Genomic DNA, 13302 nt, shown 5'->3' on the forward strand with positions numbered 1-13302 from the left:
TCGATTCAAAATCTGGACGCAATTACGCCGAGGCGTAATTGATATAGTAAAACACCTTCGGATAATGAAACAAATTTCAATACAGGAGAGTCTTTGATATAATTGAAATAATTAGAATTATGTACTGGAGGGGTGCCTGTGGAAGATGCCAAGTTGAGTCAAAAGGTGAGGGCTGGCGAAATTGACGCTTTTGAACAATGGATGGACATCTATTCAGGAGATATTGAGCGTTTCGCCGTACAGTATGGCTGTCCGTTAAAACAAGCGGTGGATGTAACGGGGGAAACATTTAGGAACTTTCACAATCAGCTAGAATCCCATGACTTTGAAAAGCCGCTTATTGAGACTTTATATAAACATGCAGTAAATATTCTATCAAATACGCGACTAGCCAATACACCGAATGAGCCCATATTTCTATTTGAAGAGGATCAGGAATTGCATAACAAGATTGTTATGTTTGAAATAGATAGGAAAGTACCGTTTATTCTCTCGAAATTTCATCACCTGGATGATGTAAGCATTGCAGCAATTTTGGATACTACTGAGGAAACAATTGAACAAGCTATTGCGGAAGCATTTTACGACCTGGAAATCGCGTCGCTAAAAAAGAGGCTTGAATTCCTTACTAAATCGTATGGACGATTAAAAACTACATTTAGAAAAGAACAGGTTTTTGAAGAGTCGCAGAAGGTAGTTCAGACGACTGGGAAAGCGGCACAATCGATTTCAAAGAAGGCTATGATTTCTTGGAGTGTGGGAGTCCTTGTCCTTCTATCGCTGCTGATTGTTCCTGTTGTGACAAGTGGGGAATATAAAAAGGCTGCTGCCGAAAAATATATTGAACGGCTAAAGGCATCATTTGAGAAAGAAGTCGGAAATCGCTACACCGAACTGGGTCTGACTGAACCGACTGTAGGCAGCGAGGCATTTAACCATGTTTTTTATGGGGAGAAAGAACGAGCCGATTTTGAGTCTATGATCCTTCGGTACGAAGGTGTTATGAGTAACACTGGTACCTTGAATAAGAAGAAGGTAGAAGAAGAGTATGGGGAAATAATCAAGTCATTGGAATTGCCATCTGAGATGACTAAACGGTTATTTAAAAAATCGCTTGCAGACGACTTGGAAAAGAGCAATGAATTTATGTTAGATTATTTGGAAAAGATTTACCTAATTCAACAAACCTATTTCTCGATTCTCTACAAACACGAACAGATTATCGAGGATGCAGTAGATAACGGAATCATAGATATTGAAGGATTCATGAAACAAAAGGATACATATCCTGAAGATTTACAGTTTGCCATGGATGGCATGATTAAGCAAAATATGTATCCGGTGTCCATAAAAAACTGGGCGCCTATTGCTCCTGTTTTTAAAAAGAATGAGCATAGCGCTAAAATTAGATCCTCTATCCACCCCGATCTTAGCGGCTATTTGACGGGTTTGGAAGCGACGCCGTTGGTTATGTATCCGGGTCTTGTGCATCCGCTAGAAGACTCAATCGACTATTTACTAGAAATAGAAAAAACGTTATTAGCCACAACGTTTACGGATGAAGTATTTCATAACCTGGGTTGGTCGTACAGTGAACTTTTTTACGAAATCATTGGGGGAACGGAGCCTGATCAGGTATTCGATACTAACGGTAAAGTGAAAATGGATTATCGAGCAGGATGGGAAAGAATCGCTAGTGCTGGAAAGAGTTCACCAGCAGCTTATCTTATGCAAACAATTAATTCAGAGATGAAAGCGACGGATTGGACGGAATCGAATAGTCACAGCCGATTAGAAGCCTACGATGTTCATCAAGCATTGGAACTTGCAAAATCCGGGAGACTCGATACGTTTAGCATGCAAGGATTCAGACAAAATGCATCTGGCTTTGAAAGTGTGTCTTTCCCCGATACCTTTTTCGAGGACTTAGTTAAAGAGACGTACCATTCATTTTCATCAAATTACGACCAATCCACACTGCAAGGAATCAGTCCATTGGTCATTATCGGGGTATACTTATACGCAAATGAGCAAGAAGATTCCGAGACGATGTGGCAGCTTTACAGCACCAAAAATAATACGGCTACGCTCGAAGAATACACTGCTCAATGGAGTCTAGTGGAAATAGCAATTGATAGCTACGATGGTCTGCATTTCAATAGTGACGGAGAAACAACAGGTTCGATTGGATTTCAACAAGGAAGTACGACAGCATATTTGGTTCAGATGGTTTTGGAAGATGAAACTGTATGGAGAATCAGTCATGCGGACTTAGATCTTTTACTGAACGAATTTGAGGATTAACATGTGTGGCAGTGTAATAAAGTTGAACCCTTTCAAGCTGTCGAATTTTTGCCCGCTCACTTCAAACATGATATAATTTTAAGTGGCCTTAAGGGCAGAATCGATACCAAAATAGATTGGGAGCTGTTTTACATGGCGCAAAAATTCGAAGCAGGAGAAGAGTTTTCCGGCAAAGTAACGGGTATCCAACCGTACGGTGCATTTGTAGCACTTGACAATGAAACACAAGGACTTGTCCACATCTCTGAAATTACGTATGGTTTTGTCAAAGATATCAATGAATTTCTAACTGTGGGGCAGGAAGTACAAGTAAAGGTACTAGAGGTCGACGAAGCTGCAGGAAAAATCAGCTTGTCCATTAGAGCTCTGCAAGAAGCACCGGCCACCATCCGAAAAGACGACCGTCCACGCAAATCATTGCAAGCACGGGTCGATGAAAGCGATGCAGACGGATTCAACTCACTGAAAGAAAAACTCCAAGACTGGATTGAAAAATCAGGGCAATAAAAGAAAAGCGTAAGCGGCCGCTAAGGCGCGACAGGCATAAGAAGATCTGCGGAACGGCGCACTTCGCCGTGCAGCTGAGCTACTTATGACCCGAGCGCCTGGCCGCTGAAGCTAGACAATAATAATGGAACGCAGCCTAAGAACGCCGCATCGTGCGGCAATAAAGAGGGATGAAGTCCAATCACTCTCCGGCTGCATGACCCACATCCTGTGGGCCCAAGCGTAAGCGGCCGCTAAGGCGCGACAGGCATAAGCGGACCAAAAGGAAGGCAGTCTAAGTGCGCGACGTCGTGTCGCAATAAAGAGGGATGAAGTTCAATCCGTCCCTGCTGGAAGGTTTGAAGATAAAGGCGTTCTTTGCCTTTATCAGCAAGACTGAAGCGACTCGAGGGGCTAGGCGCTGAAGCTAGACAGAAAAAGTGAGGAAGAAGGCAAACATGCCTTCTCCCTCACTTTTTTAATTTCCTCAAACGATACTGTAAATTCTGTCTGCTCATGCCAAGTGCCTGTGCAGTTTTTGTGATGTTTTCATTATTGAGTTTCATCGCTTTTTTTAAATAATAGCCTTCCGCTTCACGCAAAAACTGATCAAGCGGCAACAACTCTTTATCGGACTGCACAATGAAGTCCGTAGCCTGCGTCGGTTCCTCGGTAATCTCTGCGCCCTTCATCCGGAAATGTAACGGTAGTAGATCATATGTAATGGCCATCTCAGTAGTGGCAATGGAAGAGATTTCATCCAGAAGAAATTCAAGTTCTCGCATATTTCCCGGCCACTCATATCCGAGGAATAAATCCTCAACCTCCACAGTAATCCCTTTAAGTGTAGAACCGTACCGTTCACTCCGACGCTCTAAATAAGCCATAACGAAAGGTAATATATCCTCTTTCCGTTTTCTTAAAGGAGGAATTCGAATGGTGAAAGAAGCAAAGAAATAATACAAATCCTTCAATAAAGCCCCCGAAGCGATTAATTCCACTGGATCATCCCCGATACTCGCGATGAATTGCTTATTGCTGTAAGGGTTTTCTAATAGTATTGCTAGTAATTTCTGTTGCAGTGGAATGGACAGCAAATCGATTCTCTCGCAAAAAAGAGTTAATGGTTCTGGTACGTTCAAATCTTTACCTAAACGATCTAATGCTAGTGGGTCTGAACTGTGACAGAACAGGGTATAAAATAGTGTGTTGGAAGTAGAGCATTCATTATGTATACTCTCGGCGATAAGGTCTTTACCTGTTCCGGTTTCCCCGATTAAAAGTACAGGTAATTTTGCTCGAGCTGCTTTTTTTGCAGTCGTAATCACCACTTTCATAGAAGGTGAGGAAGCAATAATCTGATTGAATGTCACTGGAACACTATTTTTTCTAAACGGTTGAAGAATAAATCTTTCAAGTGCCGTAACGTCGCGGGCTAGTTCTACTGCTCCAATTAGAATTTCGTTGTCAAAAATCGGAAACGTATCATTTATTGTTGTAATTTCGGTACCGTTCCTATTCCAGTAAGTCTGTTTTACATTTAATTGCTCTTTGCCACTTTGCAAAACTTTTAAAAGTGTACTTTCCTCCATGTCAAAATTGAACAGCTCTAAAATTGACCGATCAGCGACATCTTCAAGTGCGAGTCCTTCAATTTCTTTCATCTTTTCATTATAGATGACAGTTCTTCCGATTTTATCAACTGCATGTATACCAGCCGCTGCGCGACGCACCGCAAACTGATAAAAAGGGAAGAGTGAAATGTCGATATTCTTCAAAGTAATCACCTTCCAACTTCTATTTTTAAAAAAATAATGAATAATGCTTGATATCCGCAACAATCTTTTGCATTATTATATATGTAATCAAATACAAAGTGCAAATAAATTTTGCGTCCTACTACTGAAGAGGAGGAATAATATGATTCCATATAAACATGAACCATTTACAGATTTCACAGTAGAAGAGAACAAACAAGCTTTTCTTGAGGGTATAAAAGTGGTTGAAGGTTATCTAGGACAGGATTATCCACTAATCATCGGTGGGGAACGCATCATGACTGAAGAAAAATTGGTTTCAACTAACCCTTCTAATAGAGAGCAAGTAATAGGTCGCGTATCGAAAGCAAGCAAAGACCTTGCCGAAAAAGCGATGAAAGTTGCGGACGAAACATTCAACACATGGAAAAAAGTGAAACCTGAATTCCGTGCTGACGTACTATTCAAAGCTGCTGCAATCATTCGTCGCCGTAAACACGAATTCTCAGCACTCCTTATGAAGGAAGCAGGGAAACCTTGGAACGAAGCAGATGCAGATACAGCTGAAGGAATCGATTTCATGGAATTCTATGCTCGCCAAATGCTAGATTTGAAAAATGGTATTCCCGTTGTAAGCCGTCCTGGTGAATACAACCGCTTTGACTACATTCCTCTTGGAGTGGGCGTAATCATCTCGCCATGGAACTTCGCTTTCGCAATCATGGCTGGAACAACAGTTGCTGCATTAGTTACAGGAAATACAGTTCTTCTTAAACCAGCATCGACAACACCGGTTATTGCATACAAATTCATAGAAGTTCTCGAAGAGGCAGGGATGCCAGCGGGAGTTGTAAACTACATCCCTGGATCTGGTGCTGAGGTTGGCGACTACCTAGTTGATCATCCTAGAACACGTTTTGTTTCATTCACCGGTTCTCGTGAAGTGGGCTCACGTATCTATGAACGTGCAGCTAAGGTAAATAAAGGTCAAATTTGGTTGAAACGCGTTATCGCTGAAATGGGAGGAAAAGATACAATCGTTGTTGATAACGAAGCTGACTTGGAACTTGCTGCACAATCAATTGTAAAATCAGCGTTCGGTTTTAGTGGGCAAAAATGTTCAGCTTGTTCACGAGCGATTATTCATGAGGATGTTTACGACCAAGTTGTCGCGCGCGTTGAGGAATTGACAAAAGAATTGACGTATGGTGATCCAGAAGACAACTCAAACTTCACTGGTCCAGTGATCGATCAAGCTTCATTCGACAAAATCATGAGCTATATTGAAATTGGTAAAGAAGAAGGGCGGATTGTCGCAGGCGGAACTGGAGACAGTTCTAAAGGATTCTTTGTTGCTCCAACAGTAATTGCGGACTTGGATCCAACAGGTCGTGTTATGCAAGAAGAAATCTTTGGCCCTGTTGTCGGATTATCGAAAGCAAAAGACTTCACTGAGGCGATTGAATATGCCAACAATACAGACTATGGATTGACAGGCGCAGTCATTACGAATAACCGTTTTCATATTGAACAAGCTCGTGAAGATTTCCACGTAGGTAACCTTTACTTCAACCGTGGTTGCACAGGCGCAATCGTCGGTTACCAACCGTTTGGTGGGTTCAATATGTCAGGGACAGATTCAAAAGCCGGCGGTCCGGATTACTTGCAACTTCATATGCAAGGGCAAACAACGTCAGAAACACTATAAGAAAAGCTAAGGGCGCCCGCTAGACGCGACAGGCATAAGTCAATCTAGCGACGTGGCGCTCTTTGCCACATAGCTGGATTGCTTATGACCCGAGCGGCTGGCGCCCGGAGCTAGACACAGATAAACAAGCCCATCTGCTGATTGGCCAGACTTACATAATAAAAGGAGGTAAATAAGTGTCAGTCTCAGAAAAAATAATTCTCAAAACGGAGAAATTCGGGGCAAATAATTACCATCCACTACCAATTGTTATTTCTGAAGCGCAAGGGGTTTGGGTAAAAGATCCGGAAGGCAATAAATACATGGATATGCTTTCTGCGTACTCAGCAGTAAATCAAGGCCATCGTCATCCGAAAATTATTCAAGCACTTAAAGACCAAGCCGATAAAGTTACACTTACGTCACGTGCTTTCCATAATGACCAACTTGGTACGTGGTATGAAAAAGTTTGTAAACTATCAGGTAAAGAAATGGCGCTTCCGATGAATACAGGCGCTGAAGCTGTTGAAACAGCTATTAAAGCGGCACGTCGTTGGGCTTATGATGTTAAAGGAGTAGCAGAAAATCAGGCAGAAATTATTGCATGCGAAGGAAACTTCCATGGCCGTACGATGTTAGCGGTCTCTTTATCATCAGACGCTGAATATAAACGCGGATTCGGTCCGATGCTATCAGGCATTAACCTTATTCCTTATGGTGATATCAAGGCACTTGAAGCTGCAATCACTCCGAATACAGCTGCATTCCTTATTGAACCGATTCAAGGTGAAGCAGGTATTATTATTCCCCCTGAAGGCTATATGAAAGCAGCGCGTGAATTATGTAAAAAGAACAACGTCCTCTTTATAGCAGATGAAATTCAGGCCGGCCTATGCCGTACTGGTAAAATGTTTGCATGTGAATGGGAAGACATGGAACCAGATATGTACATCCTGGGTAAAGCACTAGGTGGAGGAGTATTCCCGATTTCTTGTGTGTTGGCTGACAAAGCAGTTCTCGGTGTATTCAATCCTGGATCACACGGATCGACTTTCGGTGGAAATCCAATGGCTTGCGCAGTATCCATTGCTTCTCTTGAAGTGTTGGAAGAAGAACAATTGGCGAAACGCTCTCTCGAACTTGGAAATTACTTTATGGAAGAGTTAAAGAAAATTGATAATCCGACTATAAAATCAGTACGTGGGCGTGGATTATTCATCGGCGTTGAATTGAAAGAAGCTGCTCGTCCATACTGTGAAGAGCTAAAAGAACTCGGCTTGCTTTGTAAAGAGACGCACGATACAGTAATTCGATTTGCTCCACCGCTTATTATTACAAAAGAAGAACTCGAGTGGGCACTTGTTAGAATAAAAAAAGTTTTCAAAAAATAAATTATTTGTCCAAATAAGTGTCTGATATGTTACAATATATGCATAGAAAAAATTATGAATCAAAGAGGCGAACCGTTAAATGAGTGAAAACTTGAATCTGTTTACGTCTACCCAAGAACTATATAAAGATGCACTTGATAAATTAGGCTACGATGAAGGAATGTACGAACTTTTAAAAGAACCACTTCGTATGGTTGAAGTGCGAATTCCAATTAAAATGGACGATGGCAAAGTTAAAGTTTTCACGGGTTTCCGTGGACAGCATAACGATGCAGTTGGACCGACAAAGGGCGGCGTTCGTTTCCATCCAGATGTGACGCTTGATGAAATTAGAGCACTGTCAATGTGGATGACGCTTAAAGCTGGTATTGTCGATTTACCATATGGTGGAGGTAAAGGTGGAATTATCTGTGATCCCCGTGAAATGTCAATGGGTGAACTTGAACGCCTAAGCCGAGGTTATGTTCGTGCATTAAGCCAAGTAATGGGACCTAATAAAGATATTCCAGCACCTGATGTATTTACAAATGCTCAGATTATGGCATGGATGATGGATGAATATAGTCGTATTGATGAGTTCAATTCTCCTGGTTTCATTACAGGTAAACCGATTGTTCTTGGTGGATCACAAGGTCGTGACCGGGCAACTGCGGAAGGCGTAACGATTATTATCAATGAAGCGGCAAAACGTCGTGGAATCGATATGAAAGGTGCGAAAATTATTATTCAAGGTTTCGGGAATGCTGGAAGTTTCTTATCAAAATTCCTTCACGACGCAGGTGCAAAAGTAATCGGAATTTCCGATGCATACGGAGCGCTTCATGATCCGGATGGTTTAGATATCGATTATTTACTTGATCGTCGCGATAGCTTTGGAACAGTAACAACACTTTTCGATAACACAATAACAAATCAGGAATTGCTTGAACTTGATTGTGATATCCTAGTTCCAGCAGCAATTGAAAACCAAATTACTGAAAAAAATGCACATGATATCAAGGCTAAAATCGTTGTTGAAGCAGCGAACGGACCAACAACGAGTGAAGGAACGAGAATCCTTAAAGAACGTGGAATTCTCTTAGTACCTGATGTTCTTGCAAGTGCGGGAGGCGTAACAGTCTCTTACTTCGAGTGGGTCCAAAACAATATGGGGTACTACTGGACGGAAGAAGAAGTGCGTGAAAAAATGACGAAAAAAATGGTTGATGCATTTGACAACGTCTATGCAACTGCAGAAACCCGTAACATAGACATGCGTCTAGCAGCATATATGATTGGTGTACGTAAAACTGCAGAAGCATCACGTTTCCGTGGTTGGGCATAAGTTAAATATAAAAGGCATCTCCCGTTTTATTAAGCGGGAGATGCCTTTTATGATTTTTCCCAGTATCGTAACAATAGTGTTTTCATACGCACCCTTTAGAATTGCAAACTTGCTTATTGTTTTGGATAATGAAAAGAGTAGAAGGAGGTAATAATATGAATGAATTCATATTTCACAATCCAACAAAGTTAATTTTCGGGAAAAACCAAATTCAAAAGTTAACGATAGAACTAACGAATTACGGGAATAGAGTGCTTGTTGTTTATGGCGGTGGCAGTATTAAGAAGAATGGCCTCTATGATGAAGTAATGACGATTTTACGTGAAAACAATAACGAAGTATTTGAATTAGCGGGTGTGGATCCGAATCCGCGCGTTTCAACCGCGCGTAAAGGTGCAGCGATTTGTAAAGAAAAAGATATTGACTTCATCCTAGCAGTTGGGGGCGGTTCAGTTATAGATTGTGTGAAATTGATTGCATCAGCCGCGAAATACGATGGTGACGCTTGGGATCTAGTCACGAAGAAAGCGTTAGCGGAAGACGCACTTCCATTTGGGACAGTTTTAACGCTTGCAGCAACGGGCTCAGAAATGAATGCAGGCTCTGTCATTACAAATGAAGAAACAGAAGAGAAATACGGATGGGGTGGTCCGTTCAATTTCCCGAAATTCTCAATTCTTGATCCGACATATACAATATCTGTTCCAAAAGACCAAACAATTTACGGTATTGTTGATATGATGTCACACGTATTTGAACAATACTTCAATAATGCTGAAAACACACCCGTACAAGATGAAATGTGCGAAGGCGCACTTCGCGCGATCATGGCTAATGGTCCGAAGCTGGTTGAAGATCTCACTAATTATGATTTGCGGGAAACGATTCTGTTTGCAGGGACTATGGCATTGAATGGTTTCCTTCAAATAGGTTATCAAGGCGACTGGGCTACTCATGATATCGAACACGCTGTATCCGCAGTCTATGATATTCCGCATGCGGGTGGACTTGCGATTCTTTTCCCGCACTGGATGCGTCATAATGTTAAAAGTAATCCAACACGATTTGCTAAACTTGCAGTCAACGTATTTGGTGTCGAGCCGGAAGGGAAACCTGAAGAAGAAATTGCTTTTGAGGGAATTGAACGATTGAGAGCATTCTGGACCTCAATAGGTGCACCTGAAACGCTTGCATATTATAATATCGATGATTCCAAACTGGGATTAATGGCAGACAAGGCAACCATTAATGGGCCACTTGGGAAATTCAACAGGATTGATAATGAAGATGTGCTTTCAATATTAAAAGCTTCATTGTAAGAAATATGAAAACGTCACGTTGGAGAAATCCATACGTGACGTTTTTTTGTGATTATTCCGGAAGTTTTGTATTAAACTGTTCCGAAGCTCCGTGTAAATTGGATCTCATCCACGTAGATTCAACACCATCATCTTCATCGAATGAAATGAGGACGTCTCTTACGCCTTTCTGATTTAGAACAATATCCATCAGCTTATCGCGCACATCATCGATATAAGCGAGGGTAAGAGTAGGCTCCACTTCAGCTACAATTTCAACATGAAGAAATTCTCCTTCTTTAATAACTTCAATTCGTTGAATATCTTTTACATCTGGATTAGCCGCAACTAGATGTGTAATGTGATGAAGCATTTCCTCATCGGTTTCTCCAATAGCTCCGCGTGCATTTTCTAGGAAAACTTTGCCGACAACATAGAACATCATCAAACCGATTAGGATAGATGCAATTCCTTCTGCTACAAGTAATCCTAAGAAATGGGCTATTAGTATAGCGGCAAATGCAAGAATACCACCCAATGTTGCAACAAAATCTTCCATGAAAACTAATTTTGTGGCAGGTTTGGCACGATTGAGATTACGGAACCCAAGGGTGATCGGTGCAAGACCGCCCTTAATGATGCCGGCTTCATGTAAAACTTCTTTACCTGCTTTATAAAGGACGACACATTCAAGAATAATCCCGATGCCCAGAACTGATAGGTTAATAACTAAATTTCTAATTCCACCTGGTTCAGCTGGATTAATAACATGATGCCATCCACCTATAATTGCTTCATAAGACATAATTCCGACGATGATGACAGCGCCAAGGCAAACTAAGTTGACTACCCTGCCAAATCCATTTGGATACTTTGGAGTAGGGGCTTTTTTAGACAAGGCCGAACCGATGAACACGAAAAATTGATTGGCTGCATCACCAAAGGAATGCATCATTTCAGCAAACATTGCAACGTTGCCTGTGAAGAAGAAGGCGGCAGCTTTTAAACAGGCGATAATTGTATTAACGATTGCTGCCAGTAGGGAAGGCTTGTTGCCTTCTTTTAATAGTCTTAATAAATCTCTCATAGTTTTCCTCCATTATGGGAATATTTCGATTTCAACCGATTCGATGTAAGGTAGTGTCGTTAGTTCGATGTACAAAAGGGAAGTTGCTTTTTTGGGAAGTGTTGAGAGTCGAAAATCTAGTTCGTGTTGAATTTGTTTATCATTTCCGATGATCTGTCGAATGCGTAGATTCTCGATGGTCATGCTCTCAGCCTCTAGATAAGTAATTAGATCTTCTATCTTCAACTTATCAGATAACACTACAATGAAAGTAGCCTCTTTAGTCCTTAGTCTTTTTGGACCGAATTTACCAAGAGCAGGAGCGAGAACCTCGATAACAAACATTACGCTAAGGACAGCGAACGCAGCTTCAATATAAAACCCTGCCCCAACAGCTATCCCGATACTTGCCGCACCCCAAATCATTGCCGCAGTCGTCAAACCGGTAATGTTGTCATTATCCCGTCGCAGAATAGCCCCTGCTCCAAGAAAACCAATTCCGCTAACAATTTGTGCGGCAAGTCTAAGCGGATCCATTGTTACGTTTATATCATCGCGAGCTGGAACGAGATAAGCTGCTTCTATAGAGACTACTGTTAGAAGGCAACTAAAAGTGGCGATGACGGCACTAGTCTTTAATCCAATCGGCTTCTTCTTTATTTCCCTTTCTACACCGATTACTAAACTTAATACTAAAGCGAGTGTAATCTTAATTAAAACTTCAGGATACATTGCCTCGTTCGCAATCCAAGTCATGAGCCTTCCCCCCTTAATGTCCTCTCTTTTTAACCATGTTATACTTATAATTATCTAATACCTTAAAAGTGTAATAGGTAACCTATTTTATCGAAAGAGATGTGTTAGAAGTGGAAAGACCTGCAATTCATCCCTATATACCAATAATCATCGGTGTAATTTCCGTGGCACTATCAGCAATATTTGTAAAACTTGCTACAGCTGATGCGGGAGTTATTGCATTCTATAGAATGTTGTTCTCGGTTTTGATCATGTTACCGCTCTTCTTAATGAAGTATAGGTATGAAGTTTTTACGCTCAGCAAAAAGGATTGGACTTTTTCAGCAATAGCTGGGGTGTTCTTAGCGTTTCACTTCATATTATGGTTTGAATCTCTAAATTACACTTCAGTTGCAAGTTCAACTGTACTTGTTACATTACAACCGATTTTCGCTTTTGCCGGAACGTACTTTATATTTAAAGAGAAACTTGGTTTCAAAACAATCTTATCCGCACTGATAGCTCTATCGGGAAGTGTCATTATCAGTTGGGGAGACTTTAAACTGAGCGGAACGGCTTTTTATGGAGATATGCTTGCATTGATTGCTTGCGCGCTTATCACCACCTATCTTTTATTCGGGCAAGATGTGCGTAAACGTCTCTCCCTTATTACTTATACGTTTGTTGTTTACTCAATTAGTACAATCACATTGTTTTTTTATGTACTTATCAAAGGAGAGTCGTTTGGACCTTATCCCGGTTCTGATTGGTTCTGGTTTGTCATGCTAGCTCTAATTCCGAATTTGTTGGGGCATACTCTTTTTAACTGGGCGCTCAAATGGGTAAGTACCAATGTAATATCCATCGGAATTCTCTTTGAACCAGTTGGAGCAGCTATTCTGGCGTTCTATATCTTTAATGAAACATTATCAATGTCCCAAATAGCAGGCGGAATCATTGTCATAGCGGGGATTGTCCTGTTCGTAATAGACGGAAAAAAACTGCGGGAAAAATTCTTTTTCAAAAAGACTTGATTTATAGTGCTAACTTGTTGTATATTAATACATGTCCTCAGGGAGCGAGAAACAACGAGTGAAAAAGAAGTTAAAAAAGTTGTTGACTCCTTCCGGAAGAAATGTTATATTAAGAAAGTCGCCATTACGACGACATCAAATGAAGTGTTTGAGAAACTTGATATTTTCCTTCACGAATGAACCTTGAAAACTGAACAGCAAAACATCAATGAGATATCGC

Annotated in this window: 10 protein-coding genes; 7 read left to right on the forward strand and 3 right to left on the reverse strand. The window is 41.1% G+C overall.

The window, feature by feature from the left end; genetic code table 11:
* Nucleotides 1–138 precede the first annotated feature (138 nt).
* Together AC25Y6_RS19200 and yugI are read left to right on the forward strand one after the other, a co-directional pair.
* The gene (locus tag AC25Y6_RS19200; RefSeq protein WP_488144148.1) at nt 139–2304 is read left to right on the forward strand and encodes an RNA polymerase sigma factor; all 2166 of its coding nucleotides are present in this window, start codon (nt 139–141) and stop codon (nt 2302–2304) included.
* A 132-nt stretch (nt 2305–2436) separates the two neighbouring features.
* On the forward strand, nt 2437–2811 hold the full coding sequence (gene yugI, locus AC25Y6_RS19205; RefSeq protein ID WP_482102213.1) for a S1 domain-containing post-transcriptional regulator GSP13: 375 nt from the start codon (nt 2437–2439) through the stop codon (nt 2809–2811).
* A 449-nt stretch (nt 2812–3260) separates the two neighbouring features.
* Here the strand turns inward: yugI and AC25Y6_RS19210 are convergent, their stop codons facing one another.
* Nucleotides 3261–4568, reverse strand: coding sequence for a sigma 54-interacting transcriptional regulator (locus tag AC25Y6_RS19210; protein ID WP_488144149.1), 1308 nt, complete (start codon nt 4566–4568; stop codon nt 3261–3263).
* A gap of 142 nt (nt 4569–4710) precedes the next feature.
* Between AC25Y6_RS19210 and pruA the strand changes: the two genes are divergently transcribed.
* From pruA to AC25Y6_RS19230, 4 genes are all read left to right on the forward strand, one after another.
* The gene (pruA, locus tag AC25Y6_RS19215) at nt 4711–6255 is read left to right on the forward strand and encodes an L-glutamate gamma-semialdehyde dehydrogenase (protein ID WP_482105843.1); all 1545 of its coding nucleotides are present in this window, start codon (nt 4711–4713) and stop codon (nt 6253–6255) included.
* A 176-nt stretch (nt 6256–6431) separates the two neighbouring features.
* Nucleotides 6432–7625 carry an ornithine--oxo-acid transaminase gene (locus tag AC25Y6_RS19220; protein ID WP_488144150.1) on the forward strand — a complete coding sequence of 398 codons (1194 nt, stop codon included), beginning with the start codon at nt 6432–6434 and terminating at the stop codon, nt 7623–7625.
* A gap of 79 nt (nt 7626–7704) precedes the next feature.
* The gene (locus AC25Y6_RS19225) at nt 7705–8949 is read left to right on the forward strand and encodes a Glu/Leu/Phe/Val family dehydrogenase (protein ID WP_482102209.1); all 1245 of its coding nucleotides are present in this window, start codon (nt 7705–7707) and stop codon (nt 8947–8949) included.
* 155 nt (nt 8950–9104) lie between these two features.
* A complete protein-coding gene (locus AC25Y6_RS19230) occupies nt 9105–10268 on the forward strand; it encodes an iron-containing alcohol dehydrogenase (protein ID WP_488144151.1) in 1164 nt (387 codons plus the stop codon).
* Nucleotides 10269–10320: 52 nt separating this feature from the next.
* Here AC25Y6_RS19230 and AC25Y6_RS19235 read toward each other — a convergent pair whose 3' ends face one another.
* Nucleotides 10321–11334, reverse strand: a complete 1014-nt coding sequence (locus AC25Y6_RS19235) for a cation diffusion facilitator family transporter (protein WP_488144152.1) — start codon at nt 11332–11334, stop codon at nt 10321–10323.
* 12 nt (nt 11335–11346) lie between these two features.
* Nucleotides 11347–12069: an MgtC/SapB family protein gene (locus tag AC25Y6_RS19240; RefSeq protein ID WP_488144153.1), complete on the reverse strand. Its 723-nt coding sequence runs from the start codon at nt 12067–12069 to the stop codon at nt 11347–11349.
* A 110-nt stretch (nt 12070–12179) separates the two neighbouring features.
* Here AC25Y6_RS19240 and AC25Y6_RS19245 point away from each other — a divergent pair, with 110 nt between their 5' ends.
* Nucleotides 12180–13082, forward strand: coding sequence for a DMT family transporter (locus AC25Y6_RS19245; RefSeq protein WP_488144154.1), 903 nt, complete (start codon nt 12180–12182; stop codon nt 13080–13082).
* Nucleotides 13083–13302: the final 220 nt, after the last annotated feature.

It is taken from the genome of Sporosarcina sp. Y1004, assembly GCF_057669665.1.

Excerpts from the sequence above, each read along its gene's own strand:
- AC25Y6_RS19225 (WP_482102209.1), top strand. The coding sequence starts at position 7,705 with ATGAGTGAAAACTTGAATCTGTTTACGTCTACCCAAGAACTATATAAA.
- AC25Y6_RS19240 (WP_488144153.1), bottom strand. The coding sequence starts at position 12,069 with ATGACTTGGATTGCGAACGAGGCAATGTATCCTGAAGTTTTAATTAAG.
- yugI (WP_482102213.1), top strand. The coding sequence starts at position 2,437 with ATGGCGCAAAAATTCGAAGCAGGAGAAGAGTTTTCCGGCAAAGTAACG.
- AC25Y6_RS19235 (WP_488144152.1), bottom strand. The coding sequence starts at position 11,334 with ATGAGAGATTTATTAAGACTATTAAAAGAAGGCAACAAGCCTTCCCTA.
- pruA (WP_482105843.1), top strand. The coding sequence starts at position 4,711 with ATGATTCCATATAAACATGAACCATTTACAGATTTCACAGTAGAAGAG.
- AC25Y6_RS19230 (WP_488144151.1), top strand. The coding sequence starts at position 9,105 with ATGAATGAATTCATATTTCACAATCCAACAAAGTTAATTTTCGGGAAA.